The organism is Micromonospora ureilytica, from assembly GCF_015751765.1.
Classification (GTDB): domain Bacteria; phylum Actinomycetota; class Actinomycetes; order Mycobacteriales; family Micromonosporaceae; genus Micromonospora; species Micromonospora ureilytica.
Genome location: NZ_JADOTX010000001.1, coordinates 6899176 through 6917055 on the forward strand (window position 1 = coordinate 6899176; position 17880 = coordinate 6917055).

Annotated in this window: 18 protein-coding genes and 1 tRNA gene; 13 read left to right on the forward strand and 6 right to left on the reverse strand. The window is 72.6% G+C overall.

The features are described 5' to 3' along the window. Window position 1: 1 nt before the first annotated feature. The gene (locus IW248_RS31780; RefSeq protein WP_196929844.1) at window positions 2–196 is read right to left on the reverse strand and encodes a helix-turn-helix domain-containing protein; all 195 of its coding nucleotides are present in this window, start codon (window positions 194–196) and stop codon (window positions 2–4) included. A 135-nt stretch (window positions 197–331) separates the two neighbouring features. On the opposite strand from IW248_RS31780, the gene IW248_RS31785 reads away from it, so the two are divergent. Further along, the gene (locus tag IW248_RS31785) at window positions 332–883 is read left to right on the forward strand and encodes a hypothetical protein (protein WP_196929845.1); all 552 of its coding nucleotides are present in this window, start codon (window positions 332–334) and stop codon (window positions 881–883) included. Continuing rightward, window positions 880–2064, forward strand: coding sequence for a tyrosine-type recombinase/integrase (locus IW248_RS31790; protein ID WP_307788337.1), 1185 nt, complete (start codon window positions 880–882; stop codon window positions 2062–2064). Before IW248_RS31785 ends, IW248_RS31790 begins: the two co-directional genes overlap by 4 nt. Window positions 2065–2136: 72 nt before the next feature. Here IW248_RS31790 and IW248_RS31795 read toward each other — a convergent pair. After that, window positions 2137–2209: transfer RNA gene (locus IW248_RS31795), tRNA-Arg, on the reverse strand. A 160-nt stretch (window positions 2210–2369) separates the two neighbouring features. Here IW248_RS31795 and IW248_RS31800 point away from each other — a divergent pair. Beyond that, window positions 2370–3065, forward strand: a complete 696-nt coding sequence (locus IW248_RS31800; RefSeq protein ID WP_196929846.1) for a hypothetical protein — start codon at window positions 2370–2372, stop codon at window positions 3063–3065. Between the two features lie 22 nt (window positions 3066–3087). Here the strand turns inward: IW248_RS31800 and IW248_RS31805 are convergent, their stop codons facing one another. Then, the gene (locus IW248_RS31805; RefSeq protein WP_196929847.1) at window positions 3088–4173 is read right to left on the reverse strand and encodes an alpha/beta hydrolase; all 1086 of its coding nucleotides are present in this window, start codon (window positions 4171–4173) and stop codon (window positions 3088–3090) included. A gap of 149 nt (window positions 4174–4322) precedes the next feature. Then, window positions 4323–4742 (reverse strand): HPF/RaiA family ribosome-associated protein, encoded by a 420-nt coding sequence (locus tag IW248_RS31810; RefSeq protein ID WP_124822119.1) that lies wholly within the window; start codon window positions 4740–4742, stop codon window positions 4323–4325. Between the two features lie 304 nt (window positions 4743–5046). Between IW248_RS31810 and IW248_RS31815 the strand changes: the two genes are divergently transcribed. The 3 genes from IW248_RS31815 to IW248_RS31825 all read left to right on the forward strand — a co-directional run bounded on the left by IW248_RS31815 (window position 5047) and on the right by IW248_RS31825 (window position 8553). Further along, complete coding sequence (locus tag IW248_RS31815) at window positions 5047–5826, forward strand: single-stranded DNA-binding protein (protein WP_196929848.1); 780 nt, start codon at window positions 5047–5049, stop codon at window positions 5824–5826. A gap of 202 nt (window positions 5827–6028) precedes the next feature. Beyond that, window positions 6029–7015 (forward strand): cobalamin biosynthesis protein, encoded by a 987-nt coding sequence (locus tag IW248_RS31820; protein WP_196930447.1) that lies wholly within the window; start codon window positions 6029–6031, stop codon window positions 7013–7015. After that, window positions 7012–8553 carry a cobyric acid synthase gene (locus IW248_RS31825; RefSeq protein ID WP_196929849.1) on the forward strand — a complete coding sequence of 514 codons (1542 nt, stop codon included), beginning with the start codon at window positions 7012–7014 and terminating at the stop codon, window positions 8551–8553. Before IW248_RS31820 ends, IW248_RS31825 begins: the two co-directional genes overlap by 4 nt. Window positions 8554–9038: 485 nt before the next feature. On the opposite strand, the gene IW248_RS31830 is transcribed toward IW248_RS31825, so the two are convergent. Continuing rightward, window positions 9039–9440 carry a rhodanese-like domain-containing protein gene (locus IW248_RS31830; protein WP_196930448.1) on the reverse strand — a complete coding sequence of 134 codons (402 nt, stop codon included), beginning with the start codon at window positions 9438–9440 and terminating at the stop codon, window positions 9039–9041. Window positions 9441–9464: 24 nt separating this feature from the next. On the opposite strand from IW248_RS31830, the gene IW248_RS31835 reads away from it, so the two are divergent. From IW248_RS31835 to IW248_RS31855, 5 genes are all read left to right on the forward strand, one after another. Beyond that, a complete protein-coding gene (locus tag IW248_RS31835) occupies window positions 9465–10286 on the forward strand; it encodes a uridine kinase family protein (RefSeq protein WP_231396513.1) in 822 nt (273 codons plus the stop codon). A 67-nt stretch (window positions 10287–10353) separates the two neighbouring features. Continuing rightward, window positions 10354–11499 carry a M48 family metallopeptidase gene (locus IW248_RS31840; protein ID WP_196929850.1) on the forward strand — a complete coding sequence of 382 codons (1146 nt, stop codon included), beginning with the start codon at window positions 10354–10356 and terminating at the stop codon, window positions 11497–11499. Between the two features lie 36 nt (window positions 11500–11535). After that, on the forward strand, window positions 11536–12879 hold the full coding sequence (locus IW248_RS31845; RefSeq protein ID WP_196930450.1) for a dipeptidase: 1344 nt from the start codon (window positions 11536–11538) through the stop codon (window positions 12877–12879). 78 nt (window positions 12880–12957) lie between these two features. Further along, window positions 12958–13164: a hypothetical protein gene (locus IW248_RS31850; RefSeq protein ID WP_030333429.1), complete on the forward strand. Its 207-nt coding sequence runs from the start codon at window positions 12958–12960 to the stop codon at window positions 13162–13164. Between the two features lie 94 nt (window positions 13165–13258). After that, the gene (locus IW248_RS31855) at window positions 13259–14851 is read left to right on the forward strand and encodes an ATP-dependent DNA ligase (protein ID WP_231396514.1); all 1593 of its coding nucleotides are present in this window, start codon (window positions 13259–13261) and stop codon (window positions 14849–14851) included. Between the two features lie 10 nt (window positions 14852–14861). Here IW248_RS31855 and IW248_RS31860 read toward each other — a convergent pair whose 3' ends face one another. Next, window positions 14862–15683 (reverse strand): SURF1 family cytochrome oxidase biogenesis protein, encoded by an 822-nt coding sequence (locus IW248_RS31860; RefSeq protein WP_196929852.1) that lies wholly within the window; start codon window positions 15681–15683, stop codon window positions 14862–14864. Window positions 15684–15888: 205 nt separating this feature from the next. Between IW248_RS31860 and IW248_RS31865 the strand changes: the two genes are divergently transcribed. Together IW248_RS31865 and IW248_RS31870 are read left to right on the forward strand one after the other, a co-directional pair. Continuing rightward, the gene (locus tag IW248_RS31865; protein WP_196929853.1) at window positions 15889–17292 is read left to right on the forward strand and encodes a cobyrinic acid a,c-diamide synthase CobB; all 1404 of its coding nucleotides are present in this window, start codon (window positions 15889–15891) and stop codon (window positions 17290–17292) included. Next, window positions 17289–17858 (forward strand): GNAT family N-acetyltransferase, encoded by a 570-nt coding sequence (locus IW248_RS31870; protein WP_124817242.1) that lies wholly within the window; start codon window positions 17289–17291, stop codon window positions 17856–17858. The genes IW248_RS31865 and IW248_RS31870 overlap by 4 nt, the downstream gene beginning before the upstream one ends. The last annotated feature ends 22 nt before the right edge of the window (window positions 17859–17880 follow it).

The window sequence follows — 17880 nt, forward strand, 5'->3', positions numbered from 1 at the left end:
CTCAGGCGACCGCCTTGCGCTGCTCGGTCCGCAGCCGGTCGACGTACGCACCCAACGCCTCGGTGGGGATCCGGCGCGAGCGTCCGATCTTGACCGATTCGATCTCGCCAGCCTTGAGCAGTTGGAACATCTTGGCTCGGCTGATCCGGGCCTTCTTCGCGCTCTCCTCGACGGTGAGCAGCAGGGGGTCTGACATGACCACTCCAATGATCTGGCCGATTCATGGTGCCGTGCACATGTGACCACACTTGGCCGGTCCATGCAAGTATCGGCAGACACATGGAGGTCCACGCTGGTTGACTCACGAAGTCGGCAGCCCTACGGTTGCGACATGCCAGAAAATCCCAAGGTCCAACTCGACTATCCGGAGGATCCCTTTGCTGAGCTGCCAGAAGGTCAGGTCGACGTACGGCGCGTGAGCGATGCGCTGGGCGACCTGCTTGGGGGAGAGTGGGGCGGCTGGCACCGAGGGCGGATCGTTCCCGACGCCGCGGTGTGGGCGCGGTTCTCGGAGGAAGAGACGGGCCGGTGGGTGCTCAGCGGGTTGCTACTCCTGGGCGACGCCGTCAAGGGGGAGACCTTGCGCAAGGTGCCTGTCTCCGTGATGGAGAACTCGCACAACCTGACCCAGCGGCAGAGCGACACCGAAGTCATGGACGCGATTGCCGACCTACCGCCACTGCGGCGCGAGGTCGGCATGACGCCCGAAGAGTTCTCCCAGCTCGTCGCCCGGCACTACCGGGCTTGGGCGGCGGTGGTGCCTAGCCCGGTCGCTGCGATCGCCGCCGAGTGGGAGGTCAAGCCGCCGACGGTGCACACCTGGATCCGCGAGGCCCGCCTACGGGGCTTCCTCCCGCCAGCGCGGAAGGGGAGGCCGACGTGACCAGCGGGCGGAAGGCGAACGGCCGTAGCTCGATCTTCAAGGGGTCGGATGGGCGTTGGCACGGCTACGTGACCATGGGCGTCAAGGACAACGGCCGCATCGACCGGCGCCACGTTCAGGCCGGCACCGAGAAGGCCGTGACAGCCAAGGTCCGCGAGCTGGAGCAGAAGCGCGAGGCCGGCGGCGTCACCGCCGCCGGGAAGCCGCCCACGGTGGGGGAGTGGCTGACGTACTGGCTGGACAACATCGCGGCCCGGAAGGTGCGGGAGTCCACGTTGCAGGGCTACCGCTCGAAGGTGGACGCGCACCTACTGCCGGGCATCGGCGCGCACCGGCTCGATCGGCTGCTGCCGGAGCACGTCGAGAAGTTCTACGCCGCGTGCGCCGTCAAGAAGCCGAAGCCGCTCGCCCCCGCCACGGTGCTGCAACTGCACCGGATCCTGTCTCGGTCGTTGAAGGTGGCGCACCAGCGCGGCCGGGTGACCCGCAACGTCTGTGAGCTGGTCGACTCGCCCAGCGTCAGCCGCGAAGAGGTGCAGCCGCTCACCGCAGCGGATGCGCGCGCCATCCTCGCGGCGGCGGCCGGGCGACGGAACGCGGCACGCTGGTCCGTCGCGCTGGCCCTCGGGCTGCGCCAGGGCGAGGCACTGGGGCTGTTGTGGGACGCCGTCGACCTCGACGCCGGACAGATCCGCGTGCGGTGGCAGCTGCAACGGCTCACCGGCCGTGGGCTGGTGCTGGTCGAGCCGAAGTCGCGGGCGAGCCGGCGCACCATCGCTGTGCCGGACCAGTTGGTCGACGCGCTCCGAGCGCACCGGGCAGAGCAGGATGCCGAGCGCGCGCTGGCCCGCGACCTGTGGGACGACCAGGTGCCGACGCTCGACGGCAAGGTGCTGCGCGGGTTGGTGTTCCCGCAGCCGACTGGGCGCCCGATCGACCCTCGGGCCGACTGGGCACAGTGGAAGCAGCTCAGCAAAGACGCAGGGGTGCGGGAATCCCGTCTTCACGACGCCCGACACACTGCGGCCTCGGTACTGCTCGCTCAGGGCGTGCCCGCCCGCGTGGTGATGGAGCTGCTTGGGCACAGCCAGATCGGGCTCACGCTGGGTACTTACTCGCACGTCGCGCCCGAGCTTTCGAGGGCGGCGGCCGAGGGCATCGGAGGTGCCCTGTGGAACTAATTGCAACGGGAACTGCAACGGGGCTTCCCTGCCCGCCATTGACGGGGTACAGTCCAGGCAGGTAAAGAACGGTGCGCCCGGCAGGATTCGAACCTGCGGCCTTGGGATTAGAAGTCCCCTGCTCTATCCGCTGAGCTACGGGCGCGTGTGGCGTGGATGTCGCGCCCAGAGGGTACCGCCGTCCCACTGCTCGACGGCGAAAAGGGTGCCCGCGTCCACGTTGCCGAGCAGAGTCTCACGTCGACCTCGTAGCGGGCATCCGGGTTACCGCGGACCGACCTGGCGCCGGACCGTACCTTTGGCTGGTGTTGCTGGATTCCGACGCCGAGAGCGACGTCGCCTACGAGCTGTGCCAGGTCGTTGGTCGCGCCATCCTGCCGTACCGGTCATCGGGCGCCTTCGGTACCGCGTTCTTCTTTCAGGGCGGCGACGACCCGGTGGGGGAGTCGCTGCTGACGGCCGCCGACCTGGTGGGCGGGTCCGGGGGCGAGTTGGGCCTGCGGTCGAGCGTCACGGAGCCGGTGGGGGTGGCCCCGGCCGTCATCTCCGAGGCCGAGATCGTGCCCGGTTGGGCCCGCTTCCCGGGCGACGGGGTCGCGGTGTTGCCGACCGCTGGCCTGCACCGCCATGCCGGTGACGGCGGCTGGCGGTGGCGGGTCCAGCCGGTGCCGGCGGGGATCGCCGCCGGGCCCGAGGTGGTCGCCCGCCTCGGCGCCGACGCCGGTTCCGCTTTCGTGCTGGCCCATGGGGTACGCGATGACCTGTCGCGTCCGCTTGAGGTCGCGATCGAGCGGGTGGTCCGCGACGGGGACGCCGTGCTGATCACCACGGAGCTGCCGCCGGGGTACGTCGGCGCACCGGTCTTCATCGTCCAGGCTGAGCCCACCGGTGAAGTCTCCCCGTACTGCCTGGGCCTGGTCCTGCCCGGCATCGGCGGGCATCCGGTGGCGACCTTCGACCGGATCCGTGCCGTCCTCCCGGCGACGCCCGGCGACGTCTGAGCGGCGACGCCGTCCGGCCTGGTCAGCCGCCGGGCGTCGTCGCCCCCGCCGCGTCGGCCGTCTGCGCGTTGGTCTGCGCGGCGTCAGCTCGGCCGGCGTCGGTCGGCGCGGCATCCGCTAGGGACGCGTCTAAGCGTGCGGCGTCGGCCGGGGCGGTGGGGCCGGCGGCGAGGAACGCCTCGGCCCAGCGGCCCACCTCGTCGAAGACCTTCTTCCGTACGGCGGGGCCGGAGAGGGTGAGGTCGTGCAGCCCGCCGTCGAAGCGGGCCAGGGTGACGTGGCGACCGAGGCGGGGCGCGTAGCGGACCATGTGTTCGACGTCTAGTACGGCGTCGGCCAGGGTCGCGTTGTCGTGCCACTTGGTGCCCCGGAAGGAGCGGGTCGAGCAGGCCAGCAGCACCGGCACCTGGATGTCCAGCCCGGCGCGGAGCTGGCGTTGCCCGGTGCGGATCGCGTTCAGCCAGCCGGCCCGGACCGGGAACCCGGCCAGCGGCTTCCACGCCAGGTCGTAGGTCCACTCGCCGCGGTGGTCGGAGTGGATGCTCTCGCCGTACACCGTGCCCAGCCCGAACGGGAGGATGCGGTGCGGCGCCCTGCGGCCCAGCCGGGACACGGCGGCCGCGAGGGGTCGACGGACCGCCCAGGGGGCGTTCAGGTCGAAGAAGGGGCTGTTGAGCACCAGGCCGTCGATGGTGCCGGTGTCGCGGCGGGCGTCCGCCCAGAGCGAGATGATCAGGCCGCCGGTGGAGTGGCCCATCGCCAGCAGGGTGTCGTGCCCGTCGTCCTTGCGGATGATCTCAGCGGCGGCGTCCAGCTCGGGGAAGTAGTCGCTGATGTCGCGGCAGAAGTTCGGGGTCTGGGACGGGAGCAGACTGCGACCGTACTTGCGCAGGTCGAGCGCGTAGAAGTCCCAGCCTCGCTCGGCGAAGAAGTCGGCCAGGTGCGTCTGGAAGAAGTAGTCGACGAAGCCGTGTACGTAGAGCACGGCCCGCCCGGTGGGGCGCTCGGCCCGCCGCCGGACCAGTGTCGCGACAACGGGGCCTTCGTCGTCGGTGCCCAGGTCGATCGTCTGCCGCTCGTACGGCGGCCCCAACACGTCCGGTTCCACGAACGCGACGCTACGCCCCCGCCCTACCCAGCGGTAGCCCGAGCCTCGCCGATGCGTGCCCCCGCGATCTTGCACTTTCTGCCCCGACATAAGGGGCGATAGCCGCTGTTCGGGAGCCGAAAGTGCAAGATCGCGGGGTTGGGCGTGGGTCAGGCGGTTTCCGCGTCGGCGCGGGGGGCCGTGTTCTCGGACTCGTCGACCTCAGCCTGCGGCTGGGGGACGTCGCGCAGGTGCTTGTTGTGCCGGGGCTCCTGGCGGGTCTTGGCGTCGTTGAGCCGACGCCGCAGGTCGTCACGGACGTCGTTCAGGGCGGCGTGCAGGTCCTCCTCCGCGGAGGTGGTGACGATCTTCTGCCGGCCGGCGATCCAGCACTCCAGGGTGACCTTCTGCCCGCGCGCCTCCCGGTCCTTGACCGACACCTCCAGCTCGGTGGCGTCAGCGTGGAAGCTGGCGAGCCGGGCGTCGAGGGTGGCGAACTGCTCGGCGATCCAGTTGCGGTCGCCCTGCGAGAACCCGGCGCCCACCCGCAGGCACTCAGCCACGGTGGCCGGGTTCGCCACGGCGCTCATCGCCGCGCCTCGGAAGCGTTCGCGGAGCCGATGGTAGTGATCGTCATGGCGCTGACCTCTCGTCGACGTGGAGCTGTCGGTGGTGCGTTGATCAAGTCCTTACCCAGTTCGGGCGGCGTGGGAAACCGTGGACGGCGCGTCGGGCGGGTCGGGCGTACCACATCGGGGCGTGATCAGGGCGTTGTCCACAGGTGGGTTCGTCATCCACAGGCGGGGGATGGGCGCTGGCGACGGGTGCCCTCAGTGTCGATGCTCGGTGTCGAGTCGACTCGCGCTGGCAGGCCCCGATCCCCCTGGAGGGACGATGTTCGACACTTACGTGACAATCGTCGGCAATGTGCTGACCACGCCAGAATGGCGACGTACGACCCAGAGCAACACCTTGGTGGCCAACTTCAAGGTCGCCTCCACCGCCCGCCGACTCGATCGGGACAGCGGTCGGTGGGTCGACGGAAATTCGCTCCGCGTCCGCGTCAACTGCTGGCGCAAGCTCGCCGAGGGAGTGGCGGCCTCCGTCATGATCGGCGACCCGGTGGTGGTCTGCGGACGGCTCTACACCCGCGACTGGACCGACGACGCCGGTAACCACCGCACGCTCTACGAACTGGAGGCGGTCGCCGTCGGCCACGACCTGTCCCGAGGTCGAGCCCGGTTCCTGCGCAACCGGCCGAGCATGACAACCAGCACGGTGGAGGACGCGGAGGCCGAAAGCCGGGTGCACGGCGAGCCCACCGAGCCGGTGCCCGCTGGGCAGGCGCCCGTGCTGCCCGACGACCGTCAGCTGGACGACGACTTCGAGCTGCCCGACTACGCCGAGCTGCGAACCAGCCCGTTCGGCAACCTCCCGTCGGACGACGACAGCTCCCCGAGCGACGGGGTCCCCCTGAGTGGGGGAACCTCCCCGGTCGGTGGGGTCTCCTCGGGCCTCGACGACGAGCTGGCCCCTCCGCCCGGGGAGGACGACGACAACGCCGACGCTGACCTGGACATCGAGTTGGGGCCGGTGCCCGACGAGGGGCAGCCGGAGCCGGCGCAGCCCGGTCGAGGGCGGCGTGGCCGGGGCCGGATCCCGCAGCCAGCCTGACCGATCGGTGGTGCGGCACGACGGGGGCGGGGTGGCGGCGTGACAAGCGTCGTCACCCCGCGTGACGGGCGTCGGACGGCTGGCCCGCCTGTTCGCTCCGGCGGTTCTCGTTGCCGGTGCGGGACCGTGGGTTGGGCTGGCTCACGGGGTGCTCGTCTAGGCTGGCCGGCCGGAGGTGGTGCGGGTGCGACGGACAGCGCCGATGGCGAACGCGGTGGGGCTGCTGGCCGGGTACGCGCTGGACAGGCTGCTCGGCGACCCCCGCCGGTGGCACCCGGTGGCCGGCTTCGGGCAGGCCGCAGGCGCGCTGGAGCGCCGCCTCTACCGCCCGGACCGAGCGGCGGGTACGGCATTCACCGCCCTGGCCGTCGGAGGGCCGGTATTGCTCGGGGCGGTCGCCGCGGCGGCCACCCGGCACCGGCCGGTGACCCGGGCGGTGCTCGTGGCGGCCGGCACGTGGAGCGTGCTGGGCGGCCGCACGCTACGGCACGAGGCGACAGTCATGGGTCGGACGCTGCGCGACGGCGACCTGCCCGCTGCCCGGCGACGGCTCGGTCACCTCTGCGGGCGGGACCCGTCGACGCTTGACGAGTCGGAGCTGGCCCGTGCCACAGTCGAGTCGGTCGCGGAGAACACCTCCGATGCGGTCGTCGCTCCGCTGCTCTGGGGTGCGGTCGCCGGCCTGCCCGGGCTGCTGGGCTACCGCGCGGCCAACACCCTCGACGCGATGGTCGGGCACCGGTCGGCGCGCTACGCGCGGTTCGGTACCCCGGCCGCTCGGCTGGACGACGCGCTCAACCTCGTGCCGTCCCGGCTGACCGGTCTGCTCACCATCGCCGTCGCGCCGGTCGCGCACGGGGACCGCCAGCGTGCCTGGCAGGTGTGGCGGCGGGACCGCAACGACCACCCGAGCCCCAACGCCGGTCAGTGCGAGGCGGCGATGGCCGGTGCGCTCGGGGTCCGTCTCGGTGGGCGCAACGTCTACTTCGGGCGCTCCGAGGTCCGGCCGTTCCTCGGCGACGGTCCCCGTCCCGAGGCGCGGCACCTGAAGCGGGCCGCCCGGATCTCCGGCGCGGTCGGGCTGGCCGCCGTCGGGCTGGCCGCCGCGTATCCGGTGACCCTTGGCCGCTTGGTCGGTGCCGTGAGCAGGCACGCACTGGTCGGGGTGCGGCAGGTGAGCGGGCGGTGAGCGGCGGGCTTCTGGTGGCCGGCACGACATCCGATGCTGGCAAGAGCGTGCTCACCGCCGGCATCTGCCGCTGGTTGCATCGGCAGGGCGTGAGGGTGGCGCCGTACAAGGCGCAGAACATGTCGAACAACTCGGCGGTGGTCGTCGGGCCGGACGGGCGTGGCGGCGAGATCGGACGCGCCCAGGCCATGCAGGCCGCGGCGTGCGGGCTCGCACCCGACCTGCGGTTCAACCCGGTGCTGCTGAAGCCGGGCAGCGACCTGGCCAGTCAGGTCGTGCTGCTGGGCGAGGCGGTAGACACGATCACCGCCGGCACCTTCCGGCAGCTACGTCCCCGGCTCGCCGAGACCGCGTACGGCGCACTGGCCGAGCTGCGCGAGACGTACGACGTGGTGATCTGCGAGGGCGCCGGCAGCCCCGCGGAGATCAACCTGCGGGCCGGCGACTACGTCAACATGGGGCTGGCCCGGCACGCCAACCTGCCCACCATCGTCGTCGGCGACATCGACCGGGGCGGTGTCTTCGCCTCGATGTTCGGCACCGTGGCACTGCTCGACCCGGCCGACCAGGCGCTGATCGCCGGCTTCGTGATCAACAAGTTCCGGGGCGACCTCGGGCTGCTCCAACCAGGTCTGGACATGCTGCGTCAGGTCACCGGCCGCCCCACGTACGGGGTGCTGCCCTGGGCACTGGACCTGTGGCTCGACGCGGAGGACTCACTCGCCTACGGCCGGGTGCTCGGCCGACCCGCCGCCCCGCACGGCAGCGAATGGCTGGACGTGGCCGTCGTCCGCCTGCCCCGGATCAGCAACGCCACCGACGTGGAGGCGCTCGCCACCGAGCCGGGCGTCCGGGTACGCCTCACCATCGAGCCGGCCGAGCTGGCCGCCGCCGACCTGGTCGTCCTGCCCGGCTCCAAGTCCACCGTCGCGGACCTCGGGTGGCTGCGCGAAACGGGCCTCGCCGACGCGGTGGCCACCCACGTGGCGGCCGGCAAACCCCTGCTTGGCCTCTGCGGCGGTTTCCAGATGCTGGGCCGCGCCATCCACGACCCTGTGGAGAGTCGGCAGGGCAGCGTGCCGGGGCTCGGTCTGCTGCCCATCGACATCACCTTCGATCCGCGCAAAACCGTCCGGCAGTCGGTGGGCACCGGCCACGGCGGCCTCCCGGTGCGCGGCTACGAGATCCACCATGGGTACGTGTCACACGCCGACCCCGGCCTGACCCCGCTGCTGACCAGCGACGACGGTGTCGGAGAGGGAGCCGTGCTCGGCGCGGTGCACGGCACGCACTGGCACGGGGCGTTCGAGTCCGACGGGTTCCGCAGGTGGTTCCTCACCGAGGCGGCTCGCCTGGCCGGCCGCAGCGGGTTCCGGGTCGCACCGGACACCAGCTTCGCCGCCGCCCGGGAACGCTCACTCGACCTGCTCGGCGACCTGGTCGAGGAACACCTGGACACCGATGCCCTCTGGCGTCTCATCGAAGCCGGCCCACCCGCGGGCCTCCCCTTCATCCCACCCGGCCCGCCACCCTCCTGACCGGCGAACCGTCTCGACCGGCTCACCGTCCCACGTGGAGCGTGCGGGCGGGGCCGTGTCCGGGGCGGTGAGGTGCGATCTTGAGCCGGGCCTGTCGTGGGCCCCACTACATCCGCGTGATCGTGCTCGATCCTTGTTGTAGGGGCGTCGTCCGTGCGGGGAGGGGCCTGTTTCCTGGTTCGAGCGTGATCTTGAGCTGGCGGCGTCAGCCCGTACCGGGTCCACCCGCAGTGGCCGCGCAAAGGGTCCAAGATCTGCGCACTTTCAGGGGAACTGCTGCCTCAGCCGGTCGCGAGGCAGCAGTTTCCCTGAAAGTGGGCGGGGGTCGCTGAGCGAGTTGTGTCGGTGGCGGTCCCGGGTCGCCACTTCCGCGTGATCGTGCTCGATCCTTGTTGTAGGGGCGTCGTCCGTGCGGGGAGGGGCCTGTTTCCTGGTTCGAGTGCGATCTTGAGCTGACCGCCCACCCGGGGCGAGGCCGGGGGATATCAGGGGCGGATGTCGGCGGGGCGGTCGGATGTGGGCAGGCCGGCGGCGAGCCAGGCGTCCACGCCACCGATCATGTCGGTGGCCCGGCGCAGCCCGAGGGTCTGCAGGCTGGCGGCGGCGAGGCTGGAGCTGTAGCCCTGCCGGCACGCCAGCACGATCTCCCGGTCGTACCCGGTGGCTTCCGGGATCCGCCAGGCGCTGGCCGGATCGAGGCGCCACTCCAGTACGGTCCGGTCGATGACGACCGCGCCCGGCAGGTCGCCCTGTTCTCGACGCTGTAGTTCGGTACGGGTGTCGACCAGCAACGCGCCGCCGCGGACCGCCTCTACGGTCTGCTGCGGAGTCAGTCGGTGCAGCCCGGCGCGGGCCTGTTCGAGTAGGGCGTCTATACCGGGGCTCATCACGTCTCGGAGCACCACCCGATCATGCCGATTCGGTGGCACGCCCGGCGGGGAACGGGCCGCCCGTCACCCGTCGCCGCACCAATTCCCCCGGACGTGATGGTGACCGGCCAGGGCGGTCAGCCGGACGTGTCGGCGTGGCCCACCCTGACCTGCCCGGCAGCGGTGGCGGCATACTTCGGCCATGCACCACGCGAGGCTGAGCTGAACCCGGGAACTGGCGGGTCGACCGTCGCGGTTGTCGAGGCGTACGCCGAATTGGCTCGTCGGGTGCTCGCGGGCCCGGCGCGGTTGGGGCGGACCCGGCTCGTCGCTGTCGACGGGCCGAGCGGCGCGGGTAAGAGCCGGTTCGCCGCGCAGCTCGCGGATGCCCTGGCGGGGCCGCTCGGCGGCCGACCGCCGGTGGTGCACACCGACGACCTGCTCGACGGGTGGGACGACCAGGTCACCTTCTGGCCCCGGCTCGACGAGTGGGTGCTCGCCCCGCTGCGCAACGGGGAGCCGGGCGCCTACCGGCGGTACAGCTGGGTCCGGCAGTGCTTTCTGCCCCGGCCGGTTCCGGTTCCGGTGGCTCCGGTGCTGGTGGTCGAGGGGGTCAGCGCCGCCCGTGCGGTCGTCCGGCCGGAGCTGACGCTTGCCGTGTTCGTCACCGCGCCCGCGTCGCTGCGGCTGGCCCGCGCGGTCGCCCGGGACGGGCCGGAGATCCTGCCCGAGCTGCGGCGCTGGCACGAGGGGGAGAGGGCGCACTTCACCGTCGACGAGACCGCGAACCACGCCGACCTGTTGGTGGACGGCGCGCCGACGCTGCCACACGACGCGGACCGGTACTACGTGCGGCTGTGCTGAGCGGGGCATGGACGTCGGCCAGTGACTGCGGCACGATGCGGGGAGCTACGGCGAACGGGGAGCCACCATGACAGCAGCGGACGCGCCAGCGCGGCGTCGAATCACTCTCACCGGCATCAGCTCACGGGCCTGGGAGCATCCGGCCGACCGGGGCGCCCTGGTCGCGCTGCGGGAGCTGCGCGGTTTCGACGACGTGGTACGCGCGTTCTTCGGGATGTGGAACGAGCGGGGTTTCCGGCTGTCAGTGCTGGCCTCCGGCATCCGGGTCGACCACCGGCAGTACCCGGCGGTGTGGCAGCGCTACACCGAGGCCGCGGCGGCGCTCGACGTGGCCGAGCTGCCCGAGCTGTACGTGACCCAGTCGCCTTGGCTGGGCGCCGAGGCGGTCGGGCTGGAGCGGCCGTTCATCGTGCTGAACTCCGCGTGCGTGCAGCAACTCGACGAGGACGAGCTGCGCTGCCTGCTCGGCCACGAGTTGGGGCACGTGGGCAGCGGGCACGCGGTCTACAAGACCATGCTCATGATTCTCACCCGGTGGGCGGCCAACCTGAGCTGGTTGCCAGTCGGTGCGATAGCGCTGCGGGCCATCATCGCGGCGATGCTGGAGTGGTGGCGCAAGGCGGAGCTTTCCGCCGACCGGGCCGGCCTGCTCGCCGGGCAGGACCCGGGCGCCGCGCTGCGGTTGCTGATGAAGCTGGCCGGCGGCGGTGATCTGTCCCAGGTCGACACGACGGCCTTCCTGGAGCAGGCCGCCGAGTACGCCGGTGGGGGCGACCTGCGCGACAGCCTGCACAAGATCCGGATGACGGCATGGAGCACCCACCCGGCGCCGGTGGCGCGGGCGGCGCAGCTGCGCCAGTGGATCGACTCCGGGGCGTACGGGCGGGTGCTGGCCGGGGACTATCCGCGCCGCGAGGACGATGGCTCGACAAGCGTCTCGGAGGAGATCAAGGCGGCTGCCGAGTCGTACCGGGAGGAGTTCAGCCGGTCCACCGACCCACTTGTCGGGTTGCTGCGGCGGCTCGGCGACGGCGCGAGCGACGTCGGCGAGTGGGTGGGCGGCACCGCCGGCCGGGCCCGTTCGTGGATGGACGCGGCCACCGAGGCGGCGGGCCGCGCACACCGCGCCGGCCGGGCCGCTCCCGGCGCTCGGGCCGGCGGGGACCCCACGGAGAACGGTGACGGTACGGGCTCCGCCGGCACGCCCCGGTAAGGCCGGCATACGATTCCGGCCATGACCTCACCGATCATGTCCGAGTCCGAGGTGCGGGCCGCCGTCGAGCGGGAGATGCCCGGCGTACGCGCCGACCTGGAGCGGCTCGTCCGCATCCCCGGCATCGCCTTCGAGGGCTTCGACCACTCGCACGTGGAACGCTCCGCCGAGGCGGTCGCCGAGCTGCTGCGCGGCTGTGGCCTGGACGTCGACATCGTGCGTTCCGGCGGCCAGCCCGCGGTGATCGGCCGTCGGGCCGCCCCGCCCGGCGCACCCACAGTGCTGCTCTACGCCCACCACGACGTCCAGCCGGTCGGCGACCGGTCGCTGTGGGAGTCCGACCCGTTCGAGCCGGTGGAGCGGGACGGCCGGCTCTACGCCCGGGGCGCGGCCGACGACAAGGCCGGCATCATGGCGCACGTCGCGGCGCTGCGCGCGTACGGTGACGCGCTGCCGGTCGGCGTGGTCCTGTTCATCGAGGGCGAGGAGGAGTACGGCTCCGACTCGCTGGAGCAACTGCTTGCCGAGCACCGCGACGAGATCGCCTCGGATGTCATCGTGATCGCGGACTCCGGCAACTGGGACATCGGCGTACCGGCGTTGACCACCTCGCTGCGGGGCATCGTGAACTGCTTCGTGGAGGTGCGCACGCTGGACCACGCGGTGCACAGCGGCATGTTCGGCGGCGCCGTGCCGGACGCGCTCACCGCGCTGGTCCGGCTGTTGGCGACGCTGCACGACGACGCCGGGAACGTGGCAGTGGACGGGCTGGTGGGCCGGGAGGGCGCCGCCGTCGACTACCCGGAGGAGCGGGTCCGGGCCGAGGCTGGGCTCGCCGACGGCGTGCAGTTCATCGGCACCGGCCGGATCACCGACCGGCTCTGGACCAAGCCGGCGCTGGCCATCCTCGGTGTCGACGCGCCGTCCACCGGCGAGGCGCCGAACGCCCTGGTTCCGGCCGCGAAGGCGAAGCTCAGCATCCGCCTGGCCCCGGGCGACGACCCCAAGCGGGCGTACGCGGCGGTGCGCGCGCACCTGGAGCAGCACGCGCCGTGGGGCGCGCAGGTGACTGTCAGCTTCGAACACGACGGTGACCCGTGCGTGATCGACGCGTCCGGGCCGATGTTCGATGCCGCCCGTTCGGCCTTCCGGACCGCCTGGGACGGCACCGACCCGGTGGACATCGGCGTCGGCGGCTCGATTCCGTTCATCGCCACCTTTCAGGAGATGTTCCCGAAGGCGGCGATCCTGGTGACCGGCGTGGAGGATCCGCACGCCCGCGCGCACGGCCCGAACGAGAGTCTGCACCTGGGGGAGTTCGCCCGGGTCTGTCTCGCCGAGGCGCTTCTCCTGCGCAACGTGGCGGCGGTGGGCGGTTAGGTTCCAGTGCGGCAACTTTGGGCCCTGATCTGGGGGTTTACGGCGTGTCGGCCGACCACCTGTTATAGCCTTTCGTACATGAGTACGAACGAGGTGATGGCCCGGTTGGGGGCCGCTGTCAGCGCGCTGGGAGATGTCGATGTCTCCGCGTGGTCCGAGGACACGCTCAACGAACAGCTCGGTGAGCTCTCCGCCGCACTGGTCGCCCTCGACTCGGTGCTCTCCCGGGTCGCCGGCGAGGTCCGCGCCCGAGGGTTGCGCATCGAGGAGCCCGTCTCCGCTTAAGGGCCGGAGCCTGTCGTCCGCATGAGCGGGCGGCACCCTGCCGACACCGCCCGGGCACGGCAATGCCCGGGCGGTGTCGGAGGTGACTGGCAGGATGAGCTGCGTGCGGTTCCTCGATCTGGCAGCCACGTCCGCCGCCGTCGGCGCCACCAGCGGCCGACGGGCCAAGGTGGAGCTGCTCGCTGACGCGCTGCGCCGGCTCGACCCCGACGAGGTCGAGCCCGGCGCCGGTTATCTGGCCGGTGAGCTGCGCCAACGGCAGACCGGGGTCGGCTACGCGAGCCTGCGTGACCTGCCGCCACCGGCCGTCGAGCCGACGTTGACGGTGGCCGCCGTGGACGCGGCCATCGCGCAGATCGCCGCAGTGCACGGCTCGGGCTCGCAGGCTCGGCGTCGGGCGCTGCTCGGCGCCCTCTACGCGGCGGCGACGGCCGACGAGCAGCGCCTGCTCACCGGCCTGTTCAGTGGCGAGCTGCGCCAGGGTGCCCAGGCCGGGCTCCTCGCGGATGCGATCGCCCGGGCCGCCGAGGTGCCGGTGGCGGCGGTCCGCCGGGCGCTGCTGCTCGCCGGTGATCTCCGGGCCGTGGCGGTGGCCGCGCTGGCCGGAGGGGCCGCCGAGTTGGCCGGGTTCGGTCTGCAGGTCGGTCGACCGCTGGCGCCGATGCTCGCGCAGAGCGCCCCCTCGGTCGACGAGGCGCTCGCCGCCACCGGCAGCCCGGCGGTGGTCGACGTGAAGCTCGACGGCATTCGCATCCAGGTGCACCGCTCCGGTGCCGACATCGCGGTGTTCACCCGCAGCCTCGACGAGATCACCAGCCGGGTGCCCGAGGTGGTCGCCGCCGTCCGTGCCCTGCCCGGCCGCGAGTTGGTCCTCGACGGCGAGGCGATCGGCCTGGACCAGACCGGCCGCCCGCTGCCGTTCCAGCAGACGTCGAGTCGGGCCGCCCGACGCACCACCCCCAGCACCACCGGCCGCACACCTGTCGCCCCGGCGGTGCTCGCGGCGGCCGCCAGCACGGGCGCGACGGTCCTCACTCCGTATTTCTTCGACCTGCTGCACCTCGACGGCCAGGATCTGATCGACAGTCCCGGCCGGGATCGGTGGGCCGCCCTCGCCGGTTTGGTGGATTCGTCGCTGCTGGTCGGGCGCATGGAGGTCGACAATCCGGAGCAGGCGGTCGCCGCGTTCGCCGCGGCGCTCGACGCCGGGCAGGAGGGCGTGGTGGTCAAGGCGCCCGGCGCCCCCTACGACGCCGGCCGACGCGGTGCCGCCTGGGTCAAGGTGAAACCGCGGCACACCCTCGACCTGGTGGTGCTCGCCGTGGAGTGGGGCAGTGGCCGACGCAAGGGCTGGCTGTCCAACCTGCATCTGGGGGCCCGTGACGCGCGCACCGGCGAGTTCGTGATGCTCGGCAAGACGTTCAAGGGGCTCACCGACGAGCTGCTGCGGTGGCAGACCGAGCGGTTCCTCGACCTCGCCGTGGAACGCGGCGACTGGGTGGTCCGGGTCCGACCCGAGCAGGTGGTGGAGATCGCCTTCGACGGGGTGCAGACCAGCTCGCGCTATCCCGGTGGAATGGCGCTGCGGTTCGCCCGGGTGGTGCGCTACCGCGACGACAAGTCCGCCGCCGAGGCGGACACCATCGACGCGGTCCGCGCCATCCACGCCGGCCGCGTGAGCGGCTGACGGGCCGAGGTCAGGCGGACGCGGTCGGCGTCGGCTCGGCGGCCCGGTCCAGCGGAGCCGGGGTGGTGCCGATGCCGGCGGCCCGGCGGGCCTCTCGACGGGCCACCCAGCCGTAACCGAACAGAGCCATCACCGCGAAGAGCCACCACTGCACGACGTAGCCGAAGTTCTGCCAGTTGTTGGCGTGCCCGACCGGCACCGCCTTGAACACCGGATCGGCTGCCGGGGTCTGCTCGTCGAGCAGCAGGTACGCGCCGTAGACCGGGTAGGGAAGCTCGCCGGCCAGCCGCGACACCCCGATCCGCCGGATCTCCAGCAGCCCGTCGCGGCGGGCCACCGCGCCGGCGCCGCTCTCGGTCTCGTGCACCCGACCGACAACCGTCACGTCGCCGGTCGGCGCGGCCGGCACCGACGGCTGGGCGGTCGCCCCACCGGGTGCCGGCGGGATCCAGCCCCGGTCCACCAACAGCGCCGTGCCGTCGGTGAGCACCAGCGGGGTGAGCACCTCGAAGCCGACCCGGCTGTCCACCGTCCGGCCCCGGACCAGCACGGTGTTCGTGGGGTCGTACCGGCCGGTGACGGTGACCCGGGTCCAGACCTTGTCCTCGGCGGGGGCCGGACCCGTGGTTCCGGCGCCGCCGGCGGGAGCGCGCAGCGCGTCGGCGAGCGGCGCGGGAGCCATCCGCTGGCCCGCGTCGATCCGCTCGTTGACCTCGGTGCGCCCCCGGTAGCGGTCCAACTGCCAGTTGCCGAGGAACACCATGACGGCGGCCGCGACAAGGGTCAGCGCGAGAGCGCCCAGCCAACGTGGGCTCAGCAGGAACCGGTACACGGCACCGAGGCTACTCGTATGACCGGCGCCACTGACCTGGACCGGGCCGGACCGGGCCGGGGCCGTCGCCAGGGGCCCTGCCAGGGCCGGGCCGCCCGCCCCGGTTGGCGGTGCTCGCGCCTCCGGCTGGGCGGGTATCGTCACGCCGACGGATCGGCCTCGGTCGTCCCGTCGCGTACCCGCCGCCGCTCGCGAGGAGTCGATGATGACCGTCGTGCCGCGCCTGGTGCTCAGCGCGCCGTCCTCCGGGCACGGTAAGAACGCGCTGGCGATCGGGCTGCTCGCCGCCCTGGCCGAGCGAGGGGTCGACGTCGCCGGGTTCAAGCTCGGGCCGGACCACGTCGACGCCGCCTACCTCGGTCTCGCCTCCGGTCGGCCAGGTCGGGTGATCGACCCCCGGCTGGTCGGCATCGACCGGCTCGCCCCGCTGGTGGCGCACGGCGCCGCCGGTGCCGGGCTCGCCGTGGTGCAGGGCAGCATGGGGCTGTACGACTCGGTCGGCGGCCGTCCCGAGCAGGAGTCCACGGCCGCCGCGGCCGCCGCGCTGCGCAGCCCGGTGGTGCTCGTTGTCGACGTGGCCGCGATGGGCCAGTCGGTGGCGGCCCTGGTGCACGGTTTCCGCTCGTACGACGAGCAGTTGTGGCTCGGTGGGGTGATCCTCAACCGGGTGGCGTCGTCGCGGCACGAGGGGATGCTGCGCGAGGCGTTGGACGACGTGGGAGTGCCGGTCTACGGCGCGTTGCGTCGCCAGGACCTGCCCGCGGTGCTGCCGTCGCGGCGGCACGGTGTGGCGCCGGTGGTCGACGACTCGGCCGACGCCATCCGTGCGGTGCGCCGGCTGGGCGAGGCGGTCGCCGCCACTGTCGATCTGGAACGGCTGCTCGGGTTGGCCCGCTCCGCCCCGCCGCTGCCGACGCCGGCCTGGTCTCCCGAGGAGGCCCTCGGCACGTTCAAGGCTCCGGCGAACCGTCCGTTGGTGGCGGTGGCCGGCGGGCCGGGTGGCAGCTTCAGCCACCCGGAGACCACAGAGTTGCTCCGGGCCGCCGGTGCCGAGGTCGTCGTCGTCGACCCGCTGCGCGACGAGGCGCTGCCGGTCGGCACCCGCGCGCTGGTCGTCGGTGGCGCGCTGCCCGAGGCGTACGCCGAGCAGTTGTCGGCCAACCGGCGGCTCTGCATCGCGGTGGCCGAGTTGGCGCGGACCGGGCGTCCGGTGATCGCCGAGGGCGCCGGGTTGCTCTGGCTGGCTCGGGAGTTGGACGGGCTGCCGATGTGCGGTGTCCTGGACGCGGTAGGTGTCAGCCGGGACGGGGTGGTGGCCGGCTACCGGGAGGCGACCGCCCAGACCGACAGCGTGGTTGCCGCCACCGGCACGGTGCTGGTCGGGCACAAGGCGCACCGCGCGGTGCTCACCCCCCGCGCCGGTCAGCGCCCGGCCTGGAGCTGGGACGGGGGCGCGCCGGAGGGCTTCGTCTGGCGCAACGTGCACGCCTCGCAGCTCACAGTGCACTGGGCCAGCCATCCGGCGACGGCGGCGCGGTTGGTCGCCGCCGCGGCGGCCGACCCGACGAGCGAGGTGGTACCCGCGCAGTCGGGCGAGGTGTCGGTGTGATCGGTCAGGTGGCGGTGCGCCGATTCCCGGCGTTGACCGTTTCCACCCCGCGTACCGAGGTGCGTCAGCTCATTTCGGCCGACGCGGCGGCGGCCGGTGAGATCTTCGCCGACAAGCTGACCCGGCGTTGGCTGCCGCTGCCCGACGACTCCGGTCCGATCGACGGGCTGGCCTGGTGCACCGACCTGGCCCGGCAGCGGCGCGACAGTGGGGAGGGCGACCACTACGCGGTGCTCCGGCGGGAGGACGACCAGGTGGTGGGCTCGCTGTGGACGAGGCGCACCGACTGGGGCGCCCGTCTCACCGAGATCTCCTACGCGATGGCGGCACACGCGCGGGGCTTCGGCCTCGCCGCCGAGGCTGTCGACGCGGTGGCCATCGCGCTGATCCTGGAGCACGGCTTCCAACGGGTCGAGCTGCGGGTGGCACCCGGCAACCTGGCCTCGCGCCGGGTCGCGGAGAAGGCCGGGTTCAGCTACGAGGGTCTGCTGCGTAACGCCGGGTTCGTCAGCGGTGGCCGGGTGGACCTGGAGGTCTGGTCGTTCGTCGCCGCCGACCTGCGCTGAGTCACGCGCGACGGGCGGACCG

What these genes read in the sequence shown, in the direction of transcription:
- IW248_RS31780 (WP_196929844.1), bottom strand. Translation starts at nt 196, where the DNA reads ATGTCAGACCCCCTGCTGCTCACCGTCGAGGAGAGCGCGAAGAAGGCC.
- IW248_RS31785 (WP_196929845.1), top strand. Translation starts at nt 332, where the DNA reads ATGCCAGAAAATCCCAAGGTCCAACTCGACTATCCGGAGGATCCCTTT.
- IW248_RS31810 (WP_124822119.1), bottom strand. Translation starts at nt 4,742, where the DNA reads ATGAGCGCCGTGGCGAACCCGGCCACCGTGGCTGAGTGCCTGCGGGTG.
- IW248_RS31815 (WP_196929848.1), top strand. Translation starts at nt 5,047, where the DNA reads ATGTTCGACACTTACGTGACAATCGTCGGCAATGTGCTGACCACGCCA.
- IW248_RS31820 (WP_196930447.1), top strand. Translation starts at nt 6,029, where the DNA reads ATGGCGAACGCGGTGGGGCTGCTGGCCGGGTACGCGCTGGACAGGCTG.
- IW248_RS31830 (WP_196930448.1), bottom strand. Translation starts at nt 9,440, where the DNA reads ATGAGCCCCGGTATAGACGCCCTACTCGAACAGGCCCGCGCCGGGCTG.
- IW248_RS31835 (WP_231396513.1), top strand. Translation starts at nt 9,465, where the DNA reads ATGCCGATTCGGTGGCACGCCCGGCGGGGAACGGGCCGCCCGTCACCC.
- IW248_RS31840 (WP_196929850.1), top strand. Translation starts at nt 10,354, where the DNA reads ATGACAGCAGCGGACGCGCCAGCGCGGCGTCGAATCACTCTCACCGGC.
- IW248_RS31845 (WP_196930450.1), top strand. Translation starts at nt 11,536, where the DNA reads ATGTCCGAGTCCGAGGTGCGGGCCGCCGTCGAGCGGGAGATGCCCGGC.
- IW248_RS31850 (WP_030333429.1), top strand. Translation starts at nt 12,958, where the DNA reads ATGAGTACGAACGAGGTGATGGCCCGGTTGGGGGCCGCTGTCAGCGCG.
- IW248_RS31855 (WP_231396514.1), top strand. Translation starts at nt 13,259, where the DNA reads ATGAGCTGCGTGCGGTTCCTCGATCTGGCAGCCACGTCCGCCGCCGTC.
- IW248_RS31865 (WP_196929853.1), top strand. Translation starts at nt 15,889, where the DNA reads ATGACCGTCGTGCCGCGCCTGGTGCTCAGCGCGCCGTCCTCCGGGCAC.